Here is a 20,965-nt window from a genome sequence, read left to right on the forward strand (position 1 = left end):
CGCCACCGCCGCGCGATCGCCTCCTCCCCATAAGGTGGTTCCATGGAGATCCGCGAGTTGCAGTGGTTCGTGGCACTTGCCGAGTCCGAGCACGTGACCTCTGCCGCCGAACGCCTCACCATTGCCCAGCCCACCCTTTCCCGTGCCCTCGCCCGCCTGGAGAAACGAGTGGGTGTGGCGTTGTTCGACCGCCAGCAGAACCGGCTGCACCTCAACAAGTACGGCGAGGTGTTCCGGGCGCATGCCGTCCGTGCCATCAGCGAGATCGACCGTGCCGAACAACGCATCGCCACGCTGATCGATCCCGACACCGGGACCATCGCCCTCGGCTTCCTCCACTCCTACGGGACCTGGCTGATCCCCGGGCTGCTCGCCGGGTATCACGCCATCGCACCGGCGACCACGTTCGAGCTGCGCGGGAGCGCCGCCGACTCCGTCGTCGACGAGGTGCGACGCGGCCGGCTGGACCTCGGGGTCACCAGTCCCCGCCCCGCCGACGACACGCTGCGCTGGACCCCGCTTCAGGAAGAGCCGCTGTCTCTTCTCGTGCCGTTGGGCCACCGGCTGGCCTCCCGGCACCGGGTACGGATGGCCGAACTGGCCGCCGAGGAGTTCCTGGCGCTGCGGCCGGAGTTCGGCCTGCGCCAGGTCGCGGACCGGTTGTGCCAGGCGGCAGGGTTCACTCCGCGGATCGTCATGGAGTGCACCGAGCTCAGTACCCTCCGCTCACTGGTGTCCTCAGGGCTCGGTGTGGCCGTGGCGCCCGCCACCGGTGACGCGTCCGCCCGCCCGGCACGCACCGTCTCCGTACCCCTGGCGGATCCGAGGGCGTTCCGGACGATCGGCGTGATCGCGCCGGCCGGGGGCCCGCGTGCCGCGGTCGTGACGCGGTTCTACGAGTATCTGCGTTCCACCGCCCAGCCGTCCCCCAAGGACGTCCTGTAATCCCCGGTGGATCAGCGCGCGGCGTCCGATGTGGTGTGGCACGGCGGAGGTCCGTCCTCATGCCGGTACACCGTGCAGCTTCGCCCCGGTGACCTGGGAAGATGCTCACCGCGCATCAGGTCGCCGGATAAGCGTCATTTCACAGGGCGAATCCCGGGGCCGAGCATTGTTCCATGAACACTCCTACCACCACCGTGGCTGTGGAGCCGTGGGGAATCCGGAACCCGAGACGGGACCCGGCTTCCACGCCCGTTACAGCCGAAACAGTCCCGGCACCGAAGCCATGGTCCCTTGCACACCGGCGGGGAGCGGTCTTCGTGGCGGCCGAGAAGAGCATGGTCCGCGAGGTGCGGCAGTTCACCTCGTCCCTCCTGACCTCCTGGGGTGTGGCCGCCTCCGACCGCGAGTCGGCCCTCCTGATCATCGGCGAACTAGGCGCCAACGCAGCTCGGCACGGCGGTATGGAGCTCGCCGTATGCCTGTCCCTGCGGAATCAGAATCTCCGCATCGACGTACGCGACTCCGGCAGGCTCCCCACAGCCCGGCCGACCAGCTCCGCCCCCACGGCCCGGTCGGCCGGAGAAGGCGGCTGGGGGCTGGCCATCGTCGGTCACCTTGCCGACCGCGTCGAGACGTCGGTGTCCGAAGAAGGGCGTACGGTGCGGGCCGATCTGTGCCTCACCGCTCCCACTCCGGGCGGGGTCCTGTGATGCCCCTCGCTCCCCGTCACGCCCGCTCGTGGCTGTGCACTCCGGGCCGACCGACCCTATCGCTACCCCCGCGGGGACAGCCGCGGTGCGGAGGCCGTCGTTCTCGACCTCGAAGACGCCGTCGCCCCCCAACGGAAGGACCTCGCCCGCCACCGCCTCACCCGGCCCGGCGGCGTCGAGACACCGGTCAGGGTGAGGATCAAAGACCGGACCAGCGGCGCACGACCCGGCCGCCGCCCACGTCACCGGAGAACATGCGTCACGAGTCGGTGCGGAAGTGCAGTGACGGGGACGCGTAGTAGTGGCGCTGCGTCGTGATCAGCGAGTCGTGCGGTTCCCCCCGCGCGGCCGGTGCCCACTTCTTGAGTCCGAGGAACATCCTGTCGCTGGTGAAGATGGCGACCGCTCCGTCACCCCGGTGCTTCATCGTCCAGACCCGCAGGGGATCCCCGGGCACGCAAGGGGCCTGCCGGACGAACGCCCCGTCCTTGGTGGTGCCGGAGTGCGACAGGCACTTGCCCGTACCCGCGTTCCTGAGCACGACCTTCCGGGATTGCTCCTGCGCGACCACGTCCCAGTCCTGCCAGGCCGCTCCCGTGCAGGTCGACTCCCTTGGCTGGACTCCGTCGCTGCCGCTGCCCATGGGAATCCCCATGCACATCCCCGTGGAGTCGATGCGCAGCCTGGTCCTGTCCCCCGTGGGCGCCTCCTCGGACGCGTAGTACTCCGCGCCCGTCGCCGCGCGCGCCGACGGGGACGCACTCCCGCCGGGCCCCCGGTGGCGGAGGGCGCGGGCAGCGGTGATCCCGACGGCACGGGTGCGGACGGGGACGCGGAGGCCGGAACTGAACCGGAGGCGGAAGTGGAGACCGACACGGAAGCGCTGGCGGAGGCCGTCGTCCGTGCGGGAGACCGGGCGAACGCCGGCGCGGTTCGCCCGGGGTCCCGGCCGTCGGGCACAACGGCTCACGACCAGAACGTGACGACGGCGACCGCCGCGGCCTCGCCGCCCACCACCGCGGCCGTGGAGAGGCCACCGGAGGAGGCCCCCGCCTCGGGGAAGACGGCCTCCCCTTGGTACGGCGACCCTTCCAGCCCCCGAGCGCCGCCTCGCCGAGCAACTCTCCGCGTGCCGGTCGTGCCGCCACGCGTTCCGGGACCTGTCGGATGCTCTGGGGCGCCGAGGGGTACACCGCGTCGTACGGCAGTGCCGCGGTCGCGGCGACGGCACCGGCCAAGGACGTCCTCCATGAGTTCGATGCGCCGAGCGGTGTCCGTCCACTCCATCGCCGTGCGCCGCACCACGGTCAGCGGATACGGCCGCAACGGCCCGGTCGGCCCTCCGCCGACCAGCACCGCTTCGACCGTCCTGGTGAACGCCTCCGCAGCCAAGTCCTCGGCCGTGTGCGCGTCCCTGCAGCAGGTCGACGCCCGGCCGGCGTCTCAGGCGGGACCGGCCAGGGTCTGCACCCACACGGTGCCCTGCGGCCCCGGCACGGCCGCCAGCCCCATGTCCCGGTACCGGCAGTCGAGCATGTTCTCCTCGTGGATCGAGCCGTCCATCCAGTCCTCGACCACCGTGGCCGCGCCCCGAGGCCCCCGGTGCAGGTTCTCCGCCCACGGCCCCACGTCGTATCCCGCGGCAGCGATCCGGTCGTCCGCGTGCCGCCCCTCCGGGCTCTCGTGCTCGAAGTAGCCCCGGTCCACCATGTCGCGCGCGTGCGCGCGGGCCGCGGCCGTCAGCCGGTCGTCCAGGCGCAGCGGGGCGCACCTGGCCTCGGCCCGGTGGGCATTGACGAGGTCGGCCACCTGGCGCGCCAGGCTCGGCCGCGCGGCAGTGGAGGCGGGCGTGGGTCTCGCGCTGTGCGTCGGCGGCACGGCGGACGGCGACGGCGACGACGACGGCGCACGGGAGGGGGCCGGCGGGGCCGACCGCGCCACGGCCGGTGCTTCCTGCGGACCCGGCGCGGGCGGGGACGGGGCCGTCCCGGGCCACAGCAGTGCCATCGCCAGCGCGCCGGCCACCGCCCCGCCCGCGGCCGCGGGCGCCTTCCACCGCGCCCCCTCCCGTACCGTGCCGCCATCGGGCCCGCCCGGCGGAGCCCACCCCGCCTCGGCACCGGTGAACGCCGTGTCCGCCACCCCCCGCAGCGACGCGAACCCGGCCACGGGCACGACCAGCGCAAGACCGGCCAGCAGACCCTCCGCCGGGACCAGCCCGCAGAGGTGGCCCTCACACGCGCCGCACCCCCGGGCATGGCGGGCGACCCGCTTGCGCCACACCGAGGACGGACGGCCGTCCCACTCCGCCGTGAGATCGGCCAGACCAGGGCACATCGGCCGCGTCGCGAGCGCCCGGACCACCAGACGCCCCGTCTCCAACTGCGCCTTCATCCGCTGCACCCGCACCGCCGCATGGCGGTCGGAGACCCCCAGCGCCTCCGCCAGCTCCGCACGCGTCAGCCGCCCCGATGCCTCCTGCCACCACAGGGACAGCAGCGCCCGGTCGTCCTCGTCGAGCCACCGGGTGGCCTCGGCTACCTCATGGCGCTGCCCCGACAGCCCCAGCCGCAGGATCGTGAGGTCCACGAAGTCACCCGCGGGGTCCGGATGCTCTGCCAGCCGCTCCAGCGAGGCGGCGGCCGCCTGCCGCCGATCGGTCCAGCGCCGCCGTATCTGGTTCATCGCGATCGCGACCAGCCACGACCGGAACCGCGACGGCTCCCGCAGCCCGCCCAGCCCGTCCAGTGCCCGGAGCATCGTGTCCTGCACCACGTCGTCGACGTCGGCGTGCCCGTCCAGGGCCCGCCCCACGATGTTGTAGACGAGCGGGAGGTAGTCGGCGACGAGCAGCTCGCGCGCCCGGCCGTCACCCGCGCGTGCCGCGCTCACCAGCTCCCGGGTGTGCTCGCTGTCCGTGTGCATCCTTGCCCTGCCCGTCGTTTAGTACGTCCTGTCGTCGGGAGACCCGTCGGCGCGCCGGCGACAACAGAAAGAACAGCCGGACCCTACGCATCCCGGCGCGGGAACGAAAACCCCCTTCCGGCCTCCCACCCCCGGGGACACCACCCGCGCCGTGTCCGCGGCCCCCCGAGCGCCCGCGGACCGCAGCGCGCCCGGACGTCCGGTGGAAAAAACCGTTGTCCGGCCGCGGCCCGCCGGTCTCCCGGAGGCCGGGCACCGTGCCCGGCGGGTCCGCACCACCACGGAGCACAGCATGCACCTGCACGACGAGCAGCCCACCACAAAGACGGAGACCGCACACGAGGAGCCCCGCCGCCACCGCCACGGCAGGCGTCGCCGCCGCGCGGCGATCGGGGCGAGGACGGGCGCGGCGGCCCTGTGCGCCGCGGGGGTGGCCGCCCTGGTGGCCGGCGCGGTCGTGCTCACCCACGGGGACGACGACGCGGCGGACACGGCCGCCACCGCCCCCACCACCGCCTTCGCGGCCGCTCCCAAGGACCGGCTGCCGCTGTCCCGGACCGCCAGCCCGTCCGCCTCCCTGTCCCCGTCCGCGACCGCCTCGCCGTCGACCTCACCGTCCCCGTCCACCTCCCGGACCCCCACCCCCGCCCGCAGCCGCACCACGACCACCCGCCCCAAGAGTCCCTCACCGGCACGGACCACCTCCCCGAAGGGCGGCCCAGTCGGCCCCGACCCCAGACTCCCCGGCCCCCGAACGACGACCCAGAGCACCACCGAGGCGGAAGCCATGTCGCTCAAGCTGCTCAACGCCGAGCGCGCCACAGTCAACCTGCCGCCCCTGAGCCTGCGCACGGACCTGAGCGACTTCGCCCGGCGATGGGCCCGGCACATGAGCACCTCGGGCTTCGGCCACTCCGACGACTCCGACACGCGGTACCTGGTCACCGGCGGCCGCACCTGGATAGGCGAGAACATCGTTTGGTGGAGCGACAAGTCGATGACCGCCCAGGAGGCAGCCGAGAAGTTCCAGTCCATGTGGCGCCACAGCCCCGGCCACTACAAGAGCCAGACAAGCACCTCGTTCACCGAGGTCGGCATCGGCATCTACCACGACGACTCCGGCTGGTGGGGCGTGCACAACTTCTCCGACGCCCCCTGAGCCCCCGCACCCCCTCCCATCTCGGTTCGGATCGCAAGCGTGCAGTCCGCCTTGTGGTGAGGGCGGGCTACTCGGCCACGTTGTCGGGGTCGGGCCGCCGGGGTGGGAAGTGCCGCTCCAGGATCTCCGCCCATCGGTCCAGGACGACGAAGCCGGTGGTGTCGGCCTGGGCCTGGACCACCTCGGTGAGCGACGAACGGCTGGGCAGGCGTGTCCGGGGGCGCCCGAGCTGACGCGGCAGGGGCGGCCGGGTCGGCTCGGACACGGTGCTCTCACTGCTGAAGGCGGAGGGGTTCCCTTCGCCGAGCGCCTCGAGGAGCACCGAGGGAGCCCGGCACCCGGACCGGGACGCCCAGTTCCGTCACATCAACAACCAGGTCACGGCATACCTCGCCGACGGGCGGCCGGTCATCAGCACGGACGCCAAGAAGAAGGAGACGCTGGGCAGCTACGCGGCCATCGGACGCGCATGGCACCGCGCCGGGCAGCCGGTGCAGGTCCGCGCGCACGATTTTCCCGGGAAGGGCGCCCAGAAGGCGGTGTCCTGCGGAATCTACGACATCGGCACCGACGCCGGCTGGGTGTTGGTGGGCTGCGACGGGGACACCTCCCCCTTCGCCGTGGCCGCCTTGCGCCGTTGGTGGGACGGTGCGGGGCGACGCCGCTACCCGCACGCTTCCCGCCTGTTGGTCACCGCCGACGCCGGAGGCTCCAACGGCTACCGCGTGCGCGCCTGGAAGAAGGAACTCGCGGACTTCGCCTATGAGACGGGTGCCGAGGTGACGGTCTGCCACTTTCCGCCGGGAACTTCGAAGTGGAACAAAATAGAGCACCGGCTGTTCTCGCAGATCAGCGTCAACTGGCGCGGCAGGCCCCTGACCAGCCACGAAGTCGTCAGCACCATCGGAGCGACCACCACGCGCAATGGACTGTCCGTCCACGCCGACTTCGACCCTGGCACTTACCCCACCGGGGTCACCGTCCCTGACAGTGTCATGGACCGCCTGCCCCTCACGCCGCACGACTGGCACGGCACCTGGAACCACACCGAGCGCCCCGAACCCCTCGCCCATGAACCGCCCCCCGCCCAGTGCCGAGTTCGGGCACTTCCCGGCCGGTGACAGGCTGCCTGCCTGGCTGCGGCACCCCAGCCTCCCGGACTCGAGTCCGCCGCCTTTGACGATCTCGCCGTCCGCTACCGAGCCTGGTGCACCGAGCGCCCGCCGATCTTCCTGCCCGGCAAGCGCCCCGGCGGAGGCCCCGGCGCCGTCGGCAGGCGGCTCTCCATCGCCGACCAGCTCGTCGTCTTTCTCCTCAAGAAGCGCTGGTCCATGGACCAGGCACCGCTCGCCGAAGCAACCGGCCTGCCCAAGAGCAGGATCGGCGCGACCCTCCGGGAGGTCACCCCCGCTCTCGCCGCGCCCGTATGCGCGCGGACCGGGCGCCGACGTTACGTTCGCCCGGTGCATCCCGACACGCATCCGACACGCGGACCGATACGTTTGGGGCGTGAGTGAACGCGGGCCGCCCCGCATCCGTACGAGACGCCATGAACGCACACGCGCGAAGCCTCACCTCCCGGTACCCACGCGGTCTTGTCATGGCTGTCGTGGCGACGCTCGTCATGATTCTCGCCGCCGCGGCCCTATGGGCCACGCGCGGCAGCGCCAGCGCCTCGGAGCCGATAACCGCCGACTTTCCCAGTGCGGCGCCTGCCACCCCCGGTAGGGAGGTGACCACGGGTGGCGAGATCAGTGAGCTGGACAAGACACTGCTGACGAAGGTGCGGCAGGCCAATCTCTGGGAGGCGCCGGTCGGTCGGCTTGCCCAGACCCATGCGTCGAGTGAAGCGGTCAAGCGGGCCGGGCTCCACCTGATGGAGGGGCACAGCAAGCTCGACGGGAAGGTCCGCGAGGCCGCCCAGACCCTGAACGTCACCATCCCCGACGAAGCCACGCCCGAGCAGCAGGCCCTCGTACGGAAGCTGCAGAACGCCCGTGGCGCGGAGTTCGACAGGCACTTCGCCAACATCCTGCGCGCCTCGCACGGCAAGGTGTTCCTCACGATCGCCCAGGTCCGAGCCACCACCAAGAACTCGGTGGTCCGTGACTTCGCCAGCCAGACCAACCTCACCGTGCTCGACCACCAGAACGTACTGGACGACACGGGCCTGGTCAGTGACGCGACCTACGACGAGATCGCCGCGGCCGTCGTCCCGCAGTGATCCTGCGGTGTCCGTAGACGCGCCTGCGGTGCCCCGCAGTGATCTTACGACCGCCCGCAGCGCCCTACGGCCGTTACGGGCGGTCGTCCCACAGCGGTCGCTGCGGAAGATCACGCCGCGGACGTCGCCGCCGGGGGTGGCCGCTGCCATTTCGCGACGGTGTTCGCCGAGACCCGCCAGCCCCTGCGGACCAGCAGGATGAAGATTTTCGGTGATCCGTAGGTGCGACCGTCTCGTCGACCCCACTGGAGGTGGCGATCGGGGGCAACCGCGTCCAGTACAGCTCCCACTCGTCCTCTCCCCCGCGCTGGGCGGCGAGGGCATCGAGGTGGGCCAGACCGTCGGCGGGGCGGCCCTGGTCGAGGCACAGCTCGGAGAAAGCGTCGAGAATCCAGTCGTCGCCGTGATTGAACACTCCCTCCCGGTGCGGTTCAGCCGATGCCGTTGAGAGGGAGCGAGTGCTGAGCGACAGAACCAGGTCGACGTAGGTGGCGCGGTACGGGTCTCCCGCGTGGCGGATGAAGGCCCTCGCCTGGCACGGCCCCGAGACGCAGGCGGCCACCGCCTTCGCGGAGGGACGCTGGTCGCGGTGCGGACCGCCTGCGGCGAGGAGTCGGGGCGCCCCGTCGGCTGGGACGACCCCGCCTCCTATCGGGACGATCTGGAACGGGAGTACGAGGCGCCCTCCGAGCCGTGGACAGCCGGCGGTGGGCTGGCTGCCTGGTGGCGGCCCATGTGTTCCTCGCGATCTGGGTGAACGGACTCGTTGCCCTCTTCGACTGACTCAGGTCACCGTGGCCTGGAGCGCCGCGCAAGGTTCGGTGAGACCGTCCGGGACTGCCGTGAACGGGGATGCGGGCTGTGGGCGAACACCCACTTGTCGACGCGCTTGCCGGACTCATCCACGATGGTCACGTCATGGATCTCGGGCGCCCAGTCCCTTCCGACCTCGGTGGCCCCGAGCCGGGCCGCTTCTGCCTCGGTGTCGGCCAGCTGCTCGCGCCGCTACGCGGCGCGTTCTTCCAGCACCACCCGGCACTCCCGTCCGGGAGACGACCATCGCGGGAGGAGCATCTGTTCGGCATGCCGACAGCCGGAAGGTGCGGCGCCTCCGTTCAGCACGTGGACACCCGGAAGGTGCTGAGGACGGCCTTGTGGTCGCTCGGCCAGGTCCAGGTGGGCTCCCAGAACTTGTCCCTGCCTGACTCCCTCACCCGCTCGCTGCGCACGATGGTGCTGGACGGCCCGACGATCACACTGTCGAGCAGGTGGATCCGCCGGTCCGGGTGGTAGAAGACAAAGTCGATCCGGTCCCGCTCGTCAGCCTTGGGCGCCCAGGTGAGCTTCCCGATGCCGACGCCCGGATTGTCGCTCGGCCAGGTGAAGCCCGGCGTCCGGACGGGGTTGGGGTGTGCCGCGCGGTAGCTGTCGCGGAAACCGGCGTCCTCGATGGCCTTGGTTGTCGACCACTCGACGACGGCACCATTGTGGTCGAACAGGTTCCGCGTGCGGTGGCCCCAGTCCCGATGCGAGGGCTCGTTGAAGTCCCCGGCCAGCAGCGTCAGTCGCCCCTTGGCCCGCTCCTTCTCGGCGTCCGCGAGCACCGTCCGCGTCACCTTCGTACGCCCCGATGCCTCGTTGAGCCGCATGATCAGGTCGACGTCGGTGATCGGACCGGTCGGGATCTCGCCCCAGCCGTACTCCGAGGTCTCCAGGGGCGCCGGCGTGCCACCGCCGTAGGCGCGCGGCAGGTAGTTGGCGTAGTAGCGGTACTCCAGGTGCCCGGAGTATGCCGCCACCTCAGTGCCGTCGACAGAGACGACCGCCTTCGACCAGGACGGGAAGGAGGCGCGCTCAATGATCGGGTGGCGCGAGATCACTCCGGGATCGGTCGGGTTCTCGTTGTCGAAGTAGGTCAGCCCTCGCTCGGCAAGGTCGGTCAGGAGGTTGGCCACCCTGGTGGGGTCCGACTCGCTGAGCATTACCACGTCCGGCTCGACCGCGGCGATCGTGTCGGCTATACCTGCCCGACCACCCGGCACCTGGCTCCCGCCGTGCCAGATGTTGAACTGCATGACCTTGAGCGTGCGCTTCGAGGGACGGCGCCCCTTCCCTGCCCCCTTGCCCTGCGGCACGGCCTCGGCCGCGCCCGTCCCCAGCACTCCCACCGCCACGGTCGCACCGACCATCCCGAGCAGTTCGCGACGCCTGACCATCCATGACCTCCAGCTGTTGCCCCGACCATGGCCCAGGAACGATTCCGCACGGGCCAGGACAAGCGTTGAGGCACCTCGTGTATGACGCATGAACCCGGCCGCAACTTCGGATGATTGAACGATCAAAACCGCGCCCGCCACCCGGTCACCTATCCACTGCGGGCTGATCGGCGGCGGCTTGGCCGCCGGCTCCTGGAACCTCCGCCAGGTCGTCCCGCCGTCGTGTGTCTCCTCCGGCATCTCGCCGGAGGAGACACACGACGGCGGGATGACGGTGCTGGCCCAGGCGATCGGCTGGGAGAGAAGGTCACCGTCAAGGATGCCCAGGGCACCGTGAAAGGCGGCCATCGAGTTCGATCACGGCGCCGAACTCGTACGGGGCGATCTCCAGTACGCCGTCCGTCGGTGGTCGCCTCAGGGCTCCGCTTGAGGGCGAGGGCGGCGGCGCCGCAGGCACGGGGCCTGCTCGCGACCGGAGGCACCGGGGTGAAGGTGCTCGCGGTACTGTTCGCTTCTCCTCGACAGTCCGGCAGGTCCCCGAGCAGGGCAACCGGAGTGCGGCCGGAACAGCGCTCGCGAACAAGCGGTGCGGGCGGCGGGCCGGGCCCGGAACCCCCGCAGGGGCTCCGGGCGTGGCCGGTGGGTCAGGCGGTGTCGGGGGTCATGCCGCCGATCATCTCGGCCAGCACGGTCCGCCGGTCCTCTCCCGGCCGTGCCCGCAGGGGGCGGGCCAGGCGGGAGCCGTCGTAGTGCCAGCGGTGATCGAGGTCCCGGGTGACCTCCTCGGTGTGGCGGAGGTCGGCGCGGGTGTCGAGCAGTTCCGTGAGGTCGAGGGCCAGGTCACGCCAGGACACGTGGCCGCTCGCCGCGTTGGCGACCCCGTGCACGGGACGGACCAGGCTCTCGGCCACCGCGCGGGCCAGGGCGGCCGCGTGCACCCAGGCCACTCCGTACCAGGGGTGTCCACCGGTACCGGGCCGCGGTAGTTCGATCGGCCGGCCCTCGCGGGCGGACTGGTAGAGCGTGCCGATGGCACCCCAGCGCAACTGTTCGCGCAGCCGGTCGTGCGCTCCCCACACGATCGGTGACCGTACGGCGCTCGCGCCGCCGCGTCCCTCGGTTCCCGCGGCGCGCAGCAGCATGGCCTCGCAGCCGAGTTTGGCCCTGCCGTACGGGCTGACGGGATCGTGGGGCGGCGCTTCCTCGGCGACCCGGTCCGTGACGGGGTGCCCGTAGGCGTCGACGCTGCTGACGAAGACGAACGGTCCGCGCCGCCAGGCGTCGACCATCGTCTCCATCGCCGCCAGGTCCACGTCGTGCCGGGTGAAGGTGCAGGCGGAGTGGACGATCGCGTCGGCGTGCGCGACGGCGTCCCGCAGCCCGGCCAGGTCGGAGAGGTCGCCCTCGATGACGTCGACGCCCTCGCCGGCGATCAGGTGGGCGGACTCGGGCCGGGCCAGGGCCAGGACGCGGCGGCCCTGTGCGGCCAGTTCGCGTACGACGAACGCGCCGACGCCGCCCGTCGCGCCGGTGACCAGGACCATGCCCGGGCGGATGTCCCGGGAGCGCGGGGCCGGCCTGCTCGCGGCCTTCGCGGCGCTCTGCCGTGCCGCGCGTTCGTCGAGAAGCGTGGTCAGCGCCCGGGGCGTACGGGTCTGGAGGACGTCGAGTCCCGTGAGGGGCAGACCGAGGTCCGTACGGAGCCGTTCGGCGAGTTGTACGGCCTTCAGGGAGTGGCCGCCGAGGGCGAAGAAGTCGTCGTCGGGCGAGGGGAGGACACCGAGCACGGCGGCGAAGGTCTCCGTGACCACTTCGGCCCGGGGGTCGGACGGGGCGCTCGGCGTCGACGACCCGGGCAGCCGGCCGTGGTCGAGGGGCCCGGCGGCCAGGCGCGGGAGCGCGTCGAGCAGGGTGACCGTGGCGGGCACGGCCTCGGCGGCGAGCGAGCGGCGCAGCAGGCCGAGCAGTTCGTGGCCGGAGGGGCCGACGCTGTCGCGCAGGACGGCGTAGGCCACGGGCGGCCCCTGGGCGGGCCGCACCACCGTGGCGTCAGCGACCTGCGGGTGGGCGCGCAAGGCCCGCGCGGCCGGATGACCGTCGCCGTCTGGGTCTGCATTCGCTTCCCCGCTGTCCGGGCCGTCACCGTGGTCCGGTTCGGCGTCGGGGTCCGGGCCGGCCAGGGGCAGTTGGTCCAGGGCGTTTTCCGGGTCGGCCGCCACCGCGTGGAGCAGGGCCGCGTAGTCGCGTACAGCCGCCTCCGCCACGGTGTCGTCCAGCGTGTTCCCGTCGTACTGGACGAGCGCTACCGGCTGTGCGGCGTCGCCCAGGCCCAGGCCGTAGGAGAGGGTGAACTTCGCGCCGTCGGTGGCTACGTCGACGTACTCGGCCGACGTGCCCGGCAGGCGCAGGACCGTCGGCTCGCCGAGGACGTCGGAGGTGACGCGGATCAGCGCGGTGCCGTCGGCGCCGCGTGCCCCGGCGCCGAGGCGTTCGAGGACCAGGTCGAAGGGGATGTGCCGGTGGCTCTGGGCTTCGAGGAGTGCGGCGCGTACCCGGTCCAGCAGTTGGACGAAGGTCGGGTCGCCTGCGACGTCGACGCGTACGGGCAGGGTGTTGACGCACAGGCCGACCAGGCCGCGCATGGCCGTTCCGCTGCGGTGGGTGCCCGCCACTCCGATGACCAGGTCGTCGTCGCCGGTGAGACGGTGCAGTGCGGCGAAGGCCGCGGTGAGCGACACCGCGAAGAAGGTGGCGTTGCGCTCCGCGCCCAGCGCGCGCAGGGCGTCGGGCACGGCCGCGGCGAGGGGTACGGTGCGCACAGCCGCGGGCCGGGCGGCGGTGGGCGGCGCGGACGCCGTCGTTCCGGGCAGGCGCGGTGGCGCGGCGTCGGCCAGCAGGTCGCTCCAACGGCCCAGTTCCGTCTCGAAGCCGGGTAGGGCGTCGTGCTCGCGGCGTGCGTGGTCGGCGTACTGCGGTGGCGCGGCGAGCGCGTGCCGGCCCGTCCCGTCGGTGGCCGCCGTGTAGAGGGCGGTGAGTTCGGCGGCCACCGTCTCCAGTGAGCCGCCGTCCACCGCGATGTGGTGGAACGTCACCAGCAGGGTGTGGTCCTGCGGGCCGTGGCGCAGGACGAGGGCCCGTACGGCCTGGCCGGCCGCGAGGTCGAACGGCCGGGCCGACTCGCGCCGCAGCAGCCCGGGGGCGTGCTTCGCCTCGGTGTCCACGACAGGTACGGGGACCGTCCTCGGCGCCGGCAGCACCTCCTGGCAGGGCTCTCCCGCGCGCTCCGTGTAGCGGGTACGGAGGATGCCGTGCCGGGCCATCAGCGAGGTGAGGGCGTCGGTGAACGCGGCCACGTCGAAGGGGCCGCGTACCCGAGTGGCGAAGGGTACGTGGTACGAGTCGCCCGCGCCGCCGAGCCGCTCCATCAGCCACATGCGGCGCTGGGCGCGGGAGAGGGGGGCGCTGCCGGCCCACGGGACGGTACCGGAGGCGTGGCCGGTGTCCGGGGGTGCGGGGCCGGTCGCGCCGGCGGCGGGTTCGGCCGTCACGCGTCGGGCGGTTCCGGCGCGTGCCCGGCGCAGCAGTTCCCGCTGGAGATGCTGTTGGCGCTCGCGGGCCGCGGAGTCGGCGTCAGTGGACATCGCTGTGCTCCGGGGTCTCGGGGTGGAGGTCGCCGTGGGCGGCCAGGAGGGCTCGTTCGACCAGTTCGGCCTGTGCGGCGACCGTCGGGGCGGCGAAGAAGTCGGCGAGGGAGAGTTCCACGCCGAGTTCCTCGCGCAGGTCGTCGGTGACGGCGAGGGCGAGCAGGGAGTGGCCGCCGAGGGCGAGGAACTCCGCGTCTGCCCGGGTGACCTCGCTGCCCAGTTCCCGGCTCCACACGTCGGCGACGGCCTTTTCCAGCGGGGTCATCGGCTGCCCCGGCGCCTCGGCGGGCCTGCTCTCGGCCGCGTGCGCCGCCTGGGCGGTGAGCGCGCGTCGGTCGACCTTGCCGGCCGGGGTGAGGGGAAGCCGTTCCAGGACGGTGACCGCGTCGGGCACCAGGTGGGCGGGCAGGACCCTGGTGAGCCGCTCGCGCAGTGCTCCGCCGGACGGCACGGGGCCGGGCGCGGCGACGACGAAGGCGACGAGGGACGCCTCGGGGGTGCCGGCGGCGTCGACGGTGACGGCGGCGTCGTCCACGTCCGGCTGCTCGCGCAGGGCGTGTTCGACCTCGGCGGGTTCGATGCGGAAGCCGCGGACCTTCACCTGGTCGTCGTTGCGGCCGTGGAACAGGAGGATGCCGTCGGTCCGGAGGGAGACGATGTCGCCGGTGCGGTAGAGCCGGCCGGCGTTGGGCTGCTCGACGAAGCGTTCGGCGGTGAGTTCGGGCAGGCCCGTGTACCCGTGGGCGAGCCTGCTGCCGCCGATCCACAGTTCGCCCCGGTCGCCGTCGGCCACCGGCCGGCCGTCGGCGTCCAGGACGTGCGCCGTGGCCCCGGCGATGGGCCTGCCGATCGGTATCGGCGCTTCGCAGTCCTGCTCGGTGACCCGGTGGGCGGTGGCGAAGGTGGTGGTCTCGGTCGGCCCGTAGCCGTTGACGAGCTCCAGCCAGGGGAAGGCGGTGAGCACCTCACGGGCCTGTGTGGCGGCCATCGCCTCGCCGCCCACGACGACCGAGCGGAGCTGGGCGAAGACGCGGGAGCGGCGTGCGGCGAGCTGGTGGAAGAGGGCCGTGGTGAAGAACGCCACCGTCACGCCGTGCCGCTCGACGTGCCGGGCCAGGTCCTCCAGGGTGGGGCGCCGCTCGGTGCAGACGACGACCGCGGCGCCGTTGGCGAGGGCGGCCCAGATCTCGAACGTCGAGGCGTCGAAGGTCATGGGCGAGTGGAACAGGACGCGGTCGCGGCGGGTGAGGGTGACGTAGTCGGGTGCGGTGACCAGCTCGGCGATGGCACCGTGCGGCACGGCGACGCCCTTGGGGCGGCCGGTGGAGCCGGAGGTGAACATGACGAACGCCGCGCTGTCCGGCTCGGACTCGTCGACCGGTCGGCCGCTGGTGAGCGGCTCCTCGGACAGGGCGAGGACGCGGCCGGGGAGCCTGGCGGCCTCCAGCGGTTTCGCGTCGCCGACGGTGAGCGCCACCTCGGCGTCGGTGATCATCGCCTCGGTTCGCGGCCTGGGTTGGGCGGGGTCGAGCGGTACACAGACCGCTCCGGCGAGCCACAGCCCGAGCTGGGCCACGACCGTGCGGGACGACCGCGTCGTCAGCAGTGCCACCCGGTCGCCGCGCGCCACCTCGTGGTCGCGCAGGCGGGCCGCGAGGGCGTGGCCGGCCTGGAGGAGTCGGCCGTAGGTGAGGACACTGTCACCGTCCACGACGGCGAGGGCGTTCGGGGTGAGTTCGGCGTGCCACGCGACGAGCGCAGGCAGGGTGGCCGCCCGTGCCGACGGCGGTACGGGTGTGGTGGTACGGGCGGCGGGCGGCGACAGGGGCGTGCCGTTCGCAGGGTCGACGGGCCGCAAGGTGGTGGGGGTCATGTCAGGCTCCTTCCGGGCGCGGGGTCCGGCGCTGGTCGAGGAGGGCTGCGAAGGCCCTCAGGTCGGTGCTGAGGAGCAGCTCGTGGGCGCGCGGGCGTACTCCGGTCTCGCGTTCGACGATCGCCAGCAGCCGTGCGGCGACGACGGAGGTGCCGCCGGCGTCGCTGAAGTGGTCGCCGAGGGAGGTGGCGGGACGGCCGAGGAGGTCGCGCACGGACGTCAGCACGAGCCGCTCGGTGGTGGTGGCGTCGGCGAGGTCGTCCGTGTCGGCGGTCCGTGACGGCACGGGGAACGGGGCCTGGGCCTGGGCTGCCAGGGCTGCCCGGTCCACCTTGCCGTTGGCGTCGAGCGGGTGGCCGTCGACGATCCGTACGGCGGCGGGCACGGCCTGCTCGGGGAGCCAGGCACGGACCGCGGCGAGGAGGTCCTCGGTCGTGGGTGCGGCGCCGTCGGCGGGCCGTACGTGTGCGACGAGGCGGCTGTGGCCGGAGCTTTCGCACAGCACGGTGACGACGGCGCTGCGCACCCGGTGGTCCTGCTCGAAGGCGGCTTCCACCTCGGCCGGTTCGATCCGCACCCCGCTGATCTTCACCTGGTCGTCGAGGCGGCCGAGGAAGTCCAGGGTGCCGTCGGCGTTCATCCGTACGCGGTCGCCGGTGCGGTAGAGGCGGTCGATCCCGGACCGCGCCAGTTCGCGCGGAGCCTCGGTGAACCGGCGTGCGGTGAGTTCGGGGTCGAGGTAGCCGAGCGCCAGGCAGTGGCCGCCGACGCGCAGTTCACCGTCCTGCCCGCGGGCGACGGGCCGACCCTCGTCGTCCGTGACGACGAGGGTGACGCCCGGCAGCGCGGTGCCGATGGGCGGCGGTGTCGGGTCGCCGGCCTCCGGATCGGTGCCGCGCATGGCGTGGGTGGTGGTGACGACCGTGGCTTCCGCGGGGCCGTAGGCGTTGTGGACGGTGGCGGTGACGTCGGCGCCGGGGCGGCGGCGCATGCGGTCACCGCCGACGACGAGGTGACGCAACATCAGGTTCGGCGGCCACGGTCGGTCCAGGAGCGGTTCGATGGTGGGGGTGGCCGCCACGGCGTGGGTGAGGCCGGTGTCGCGCCACCAGTCGGTGAGCACGTGCGAGTCCCAGCGGGTGTCGTCCGGGGCCGGGACGAGGGCCGCGCCCGAGGTGAGGGCGGCCCACAGTTCCAGCAGGTGCGGGTCGAACGCGACACCGATGAGCAGGGACTGGCGGTCCCCCGGCGCCAGGGCGGTCTCGGCCCGGTACCAGTCCAGGGCGACGGACAGCGAGGGCTCGGCCACGGCGACCGCCTTGGGGCGGCCGGTGGAACCGGAGGTGAGGACGGCGTACAGGGCGCCTTCGGGCGCGCGCCGGGTGCCGCGGCCGGAGCCGGCGAAGGCGGCCACCGCTGCGGCGGGGGCGTTGACGCCGTCGGTGGGCAGCGGCAGCGGGGCGTGCTCCCCGCTCCGGTGTTCCGCAGGCAGGACGGCGGGGTCGCCGATGAGGCAGGCGACGTCGAGGTCCTCTGTGACGGCCTGGGTGCGGCGTTCGCCGGGGCGGGGGCCGAGCGGCAGGTAGACGGCGCCGATCCGGGCGAGCGCGACGGCGGTGACCACGAGGGCGGTGGAGCGGTCGAGGCAGACGCCGACCAGGTCACCGGGCCGTACGCGGTCGGCCAGGGCGGCGACGACCCGCGCGGCCGCCGCGTCGAGGTCCTGGTACGTCCAGGTCCGCGTTCCGTCGATCACGGCCGGGGCCTGCGGGTCGCGCCGGGTCTGCTCCTCGAAGCGGGCGAGGACACCGGTCGGTTCGGCGGCGGGGCCGTGGGTGACGCTCGGCACGGCGCCGGTGTCGGTGCCGTGCATGGTGGCGAGGCCGGTGTCGACGGGCGTGGCGGGCGCCACGGGAAGGCTCGGGGACTGGGTCATCACGACTCCGTGGAATGGGTGGTGGTGGCGAGGGCCTCGGCCTGGTCGGCGAGCACGGGGTTACGGAAGAGCACCTTCAGCGGCGGGCGCGTGCCCAACCGGGGCTCCAGCCAGGCGGCCAGTTCGGCGGCGAGCAGGGAATGGCCCCCGCTGTGGAAGAAGTGGGAGCGGGCGTCGAAACGGCTGTGGCCGAGGACCTCGCGCCAGCCCTCCGCGAGCAGCGCCGTCATCGGATCGTCGGACACGGCGGTAACCGCGGTCCCGGTTCCGGGACCGGGCTCGGAACCGGGTTCGTCCTCGGACGTCACGGCGTCGTCGGGGTCGTCGGGGTCGAGCGCCGCCGCGCGGCGGGACAGCGCCGTACGGTCGGGCTTGCCTCCGGCGAGGGTCGGCATGGTCTCCAGCCGTGCCCACCGAGCGGGTATGAGCGGGCCTGGGAGGCGCAGGCTCAGTTCGGCGTGCAGCGCCTTCTCGTCGAAGTCCGCGCCGCCGGCGCCGTCTTCGAGGAAACCGACGAGCCTGGGGCCGCCCGTGCGCTCACGGTCCAGGACGACGGCGCAGGACCGGCCGCCGAGCACCGCGCACGCCGCGGCCTCGATCTCCTCCAGCTCGATGCGGTGCCCGCGCAGCTTGATCTGGTTGTCTCGCCGCCCCAGGAAGTACAGCAGCCCGTCGAGACCGCGGTAGCCGAGGTCGCCGGTGAGGTAGACGCGCTCCCCGTCGAGCGCGTCGACGGGGACGAACCGGGATGCCGTCACCTCCGCGTTTCCCGGGTAGCCCTCGGCGAGACCGGGTCCGGCGACGGCGAGTTCGCCGACGGCGCCGGACGGCAACGGGCGGTGGTGGGCGTCCAGGACGAGGACCCGCTCGCCCGGGAGCTCGGTGCCCAGGGGGATCTCGGCGCCTTCGGCGAGGGCGCCGCGGGAGACCTCATGGACGGTCGAGCTGATCGCCGCCTCCGTGACTCCGTACACGTTGAGCACGGTCGCGTCGGTGTCGGCGAGGACGCCGCGCAGTGCCTCCGCGGGAAGGCGTTCGCCACCGAGGACCAGGAGCCTCGGCGTCCAGCTCTCGTCGCGCAGCGCGGGACGCAGGTCCTCGCGGATGGCGAGGAAGTAGCTGGTGGGCAGGTTGGCGACGGTGACCCTGGCGGACACGAGCAGTTCGGCGAGCTCCGCGCCCGTGGGCACCTCGTGCTCGGGCAGGACCAGGCACGCCCCGGCGTGCAGGGTCGGCAGCACCTCTTCCAGCGCCACGTCGAAGGACGGCTGGGCGAACATCAGGACCCGGTCCGAGGTGACGAGGCCGAACCGGTCGGCGGCCGCCGTCATGTGGTGCGTCAGCGCCGCGTGGCCGACGGCGACGGGCTTCGGCGTGCCGGTGGAGCCCGAGGTGTGGATGACGTACGCGGCGCCGGGGAGTTCGGCGCCCTCGCGCGCGGCGGGCAGTGCCGGGGCGTCGATCCGGGCGATCGGCAGTGCTTCCGGCAGGGCCGGGGCACCGTCACCGGTGAGGACCAGGGCCGGGGCGAGGCGCTCCAGCAGCAGTCCGAGGCGGGCCGGCGGGTCGGAGGGGGAGAGCGGGCAGTAGACGGCGCCGGTCCGCAGGCACGCGAGGAGGGCGACGACCGAGTCGGTTCCCCTGGGCAGGACCACGGCCACCGACCGGCCGGGTGTCACACCGGCGGCGCGCAGCCGCTCCGCGAGCGAGCCGACGCGGTCGTCGAGTTCGCCGTAGGTGAGGCGGCGCGCGCCGCACAGCAGGGCGGGCAGCGTCGGGTGGTGCGCGGCGACGGGGTCCAGCGGATCGCGGTCGGTCGGCACAGGAACCGTCTCGGCGGCCGGTTCCACGGCGGTCGGTGCCAGGTCGGCGAGCGGGATCTCGGGGCTGTCGAGGTAGGCGCGCAGCAGGTCCAGGAAGCGGCCGGAGAGCAGCCGGGCGACGTCCTCGCCGAGGAGGTCCGTGTCGTAGTCCCAGACCAGGGTCATGCCGGGCGCGCCGTGGCGCGGTGTGACGCCGCGCCGGTCGTCGGGGAGCAGCACCACGTCGAGGTCGAAACGGGTGGTGCCGGTGTTGAACCCCTCGAAGAGGGTGATGTCGAGACCGGGTACCTCGATCTCGGGCAGCGGTGCGTCGTGGGCGCTGAACATGACGGAGAACAGCGGGTTGTCGGCGCCGGAGGTGTGCCTGCCGAGCGCCCGAGTCAGCTCCTGGACCGGCACGTCCTGGTGCGGCAGGGCCCGGATGAGGGTGTCGGTGACGTCGTACATGGTCTCCTGGGCGGAGACGGCGCCGTCCAGGGCGAGCGGCAGCGGGATGGTGTTGACGAACATGCCCACGGCGTCCTCGTAGCCGAGGGGGCGGTTGCCGACTGCGGTGCCGATGACCATCCGGGAGCGGCCGCTGTGCCGGCGCAGGAGTTCGGCGAACAGCCCGAGGAGCGTGGCGAACGGGGTGAGACCGCGTGAACGGGTGTGGCCGCGCAGGCGTTCGGCGAGATCGGCGCCGATCGTCTGCCGCAGCTGGCCGCCGTTGTGCCGGCGACGGGCACCGGGGCGGGCGAGACCGGGCAGCGGCAGGTCGTGGGGCTGGTCGGCGAGTTCGGCCCGCCAGAAGTCCAGCGATTCGGGAGCGTACGCGGCCTCGTCCCGGGCCCGGACATGGTCCGCGTACGACGAGGCGGGCGGGAGCTCCAGGGTCTCGCCGAGGACGTGGGCGCGGTAGACGCGGAAGACGTCGTCGAGCAGGATCGCGAAGGAGTGCCCGTCGTGGATCAGGTGGTGCTCTACGTGAACCAGCCGGTGATGGCGCTCGGCCAGCCGCACGAGCGTCCAGCGGATCATCGGTGCCTCGAAGGTGTCGAGCGGTGTCTCGGCCTCGACGCGCAGGAGATCGGCGAACGCCGCCTCGGGGTCGGCCTCCGTGCCGAGGTCGATGGTGCGCAGCCTCGGCTGACACCGCGGCGCGACCCGCTGGCCCGGTACGGACCCGGCGGACGCGACGAGTTCGAGGCGCAGGCCGGGGTGGCGTGCCAGGGTGGCGGCGAGTCCCAGCCGCAGCGCCTCGGCGTCGAGCGGGCCCCACAGGTCCAGCGCGGCGGTGAAGTTGTAGGCGCGACTGCCGGGCTGCATCTGTTCGTGCAGCCAGACGATCTCCTGCGAGGAGGAGAGGGGGAGCATGGGCGATCCCTGAGGTTGTCGGGTCGGTTTCCGGTGCCGGTCACGGTTGTGTCCGGTGGTCGTGATAGCGGCTTCGCGGGTCGCGCGGTGCCCTTGCGGGCGTGGGGGGATGCCATGGGGGTGCGCGGCGGTGTGGGACGCGCGGTGCGCCGGT

11 protein-coding genes and 1 pseudogene are annotated in these 20,965 nt (G+C 73.0%); 5 read left to right on the forward strand and 7 right to left on the reverse strand.

Features of this window, described 5'->3' with window-relative positions; all coding sequences use genetic code 11:
* Positions 1-42: 42 nt before the first annotated feature.
* Both OG393_RS00495 and OG393_RS00500 read left to right on the forward strand, forming a co-directional pair.
* Positions 43-945, forward strand: a complete 903-nt coding sequence (locus tag OG393_RS00495; RefSeq protein ID WP_327372483.1) for a LysR family transcriptional regulator — start codon at positions 43-45, stop codon at positions 943-945.
* Between the two features lie 317 nt (positions 946-1,262).
* Entirely contained in the window at positions 1,263-1,655 is a 393-nt protein-coding gene (locus tag OG393_RS00500; RefSeq protein WP_327372484.1) for an ATP-binding protein, read from the forward strand.
* A 259-nt stretch (positions 1,656-1,914) separates the two neighbouring features.
* Here the strand turns inward: OG393_RS00500 and OG393_RS00505 are convergent, their stop codons facing one another.
* The gene (locus OG393_RS00505) at positions 1,915-3,129 is read right to left on the reverse strand and encodes an RICIN domain-containing protein (protein WP_327372485.1); all 1,215 of its coding nucleotides are present in this window, start codon (positions 3,127-3,129) and stop codon (positions 1,915-1,917) included.
* Positions 3,099-4,580, reverse strand: a complete 1,482-nt coding sequence (locus tag OG393_RS00510) for a sigma-70 family RNA polymerase sigma factor (RefSeq protein ID WP_327372486.1) — start codon at positions 4,578-4,580, stop codon at positions 3,099-3,101. The genes OG393_RS00505 and OG393_RS00510 overlap by 31 nt, the downstream gene beginning before the upstream one ends.
* Before the next feature lie 292 nt (positions 4,581-4,872).
* Between OG393_RS00510 and OG393_RS00515 the strand changes: the two genes are divergently transcribed.
* The 3 genes and pseudogenes from OG393_RS00515 to OG393_RS00530 all read left to right on the forward strand — a co-directional run bounded on the left by OG393_RS00515 (position 4,873) and on the right by OG393_RS00530 (position 7,963).
* The gene (locus OG393_RS00515) at positions 4,873-5,739 is read left to right on the forward strand and encodes a CAP domain-containing protein (protein ID WP_327372487.1); all 867 of its coding nucleotides are present in this window, start codon (positions 4,873-4,875) and stop codon (positions 5,737-5,739) included.
* A gap of 220 nt (positions 5,740-5,959) precedes the next feature.
* A pseudogene (locus OG393_RS00525) lies at positions 5,960-7,160 on the forward strand (ISAzo13 family transposase); the annotation flags it as partial.
* A 311-nt stretch (positions 7,161-7,471) separates the two neighbouring features.
* Positions 7,472-7,963, forward strand: coding sequence for a DUF4142 domain-containing protein (locus OG393_RS00530; RefSeq protein WP_327372489.1), 492 nt, complete (start codon positions 7,472-7,474; stop codon positions 7,961-7,963).
* A 1,115-nt stretch (positions 7,964-9,078) separates the two neighbouring features.
* Here OG393_RS00530 and OG393_RS00535 read toward each other — a convergent pair.
* The 5 genes from OG393_RS00535 to OG393_RS00555 all read right to left on the reverse strand — a co-directional run bounded on the left by OG393_RS00535 (position 9,079) and on the right by OG393_RS00555 (position 20,811).
* On the reverse strand, positions 9,079-10,179 hold the full coding sequence (locus OG393_RS00535; protein ID WP_327372490.1) for an endonuclease/exonuclease/phosphatase family protein: 1,101 nt from the start codon (positions 10,177-10,179) through the stop codon (positions 9,079-9,081).
* 644 nt (positions 10,180-10,823) lie between these two features.
* Positions 10,824-13,820: a condensation domain-containing protein gene (locus tag OG393_RS00540; protein WP_327372491.1), complete on the reverse strand. Its 2,997-nt coding sequence runs from the start codon at positions 13,818-13,820 to the stop codon at positions 10,824-10,826.
* Entirely contained in the window at positions 13,810-15,696 is a 1,887-nt protein-coding gene (locus OG393_RS00545) for a non-ribosomal peptide synthetase (RefSeq protein ID WP_327372492.1), read from the reverse strand. The genes OG393_RS00540 and OG393_RS00545 overlap by 11 nt, the downstream gene beginning before the upstream one ends.
* A 1-nt stretch (position 15,697) precedes the next feature.
* Positions 15,698-17,632, reverse strand: coding sequence for a non-ribosomal peptide synthetase (locus OG393_RS00550; protein ID WP_327372493.1), 1,935 nt, complete (start codon positions 17,630-17,632; stop codon positions 15,698-15,700).
* Positions 17,632-20,811 (reverse strand): non-ribosomal peptide synthetase, encoded by a 3,180-nt coding sequence (locus OG393_RS00555; RefSeq protein ID WP_327372494.1) that lies wholly within the window; start codon positions 20,809-20,811, stop codon positions 17,632-17,634. The genes OG393_RS00550 and OG393_RS00555 overlap by 1 nt, the downstream gene beginning before the upstream one ends.
* Between the last annotated feature and the right edge of the window lie 154 nt (positions 20,812-20,965).

It is taken from the genome of Streptomyces sp. NBC_01216 (genome assembly GCF_035994945.1).
Taxonomy (GTDB): domain Bacteria; phylum Actinomycetota; class Actinomycetes; order Streptomycetales; family Streptomycetaceae; genus Streptomyces.

Excerpts from the sequence above, each read along its gene's own strand:
- OG393_RS00495 (WP_327372483.1), top strand. The coding sequence starts at position 43 with ATGGAGATCCGCGAGTTGCAGTGGTTCGTGGCACTTGCCGAGTCCGAG.
- OG393_RS00510 (WP_327372486.1), bottom strand. The coding sequence starts at position 4,580 with ATGCACACGGACAGCGAGCACACCCGGGAGCTGGTGAGCGCGGCACGC.
- OG393_RS00515 (WP_327372487.1), top strand. The coding sequence starts at position 4,873 with ATGCACCTGCACGACGAGCAGCCCACCACAAAGACGGAGACCGCACAC.
- OG393_RS00535 (WP_327372490.1), bottom strand. The coding sequence starts at position 10,179 with ATGGTCAGGCGTCGCGAACTGCTCGGGATGGTCGGTGCGACCGTGGCG.
- OG393_RS00540 (WP_327372491.1), bottom strand. The coding sequence starts at position 13,820 with ATGTCCACTGACGCCGACTCCGCGGCCCGCGAGCGCCAACAGCATCTC.
- OG393_RS00545 (WP_327372492.1), bottom strand. The coding sequence starts at position 15,696 with ATGACCCCCACCACCTTGCGGCCCGTCGACCCTGCGAACGGCACGCCC.
- OG393_RS00550 (WP_327372493.1), bottom strand. The coding sequence starts at position 17,632 with ATGACCCAGTCCCCGAGCCTTCCCGTGGCGCCCGCCACGCCCGTCGAC.
- OG393_RS00555 (WP_327372494.1), bottom strand. The coding sequence starts at position 20,811 with ATGCTCCCCCTCTCCTCCTCGCAGGAGATCGTCTGGCTGCACGAACAG.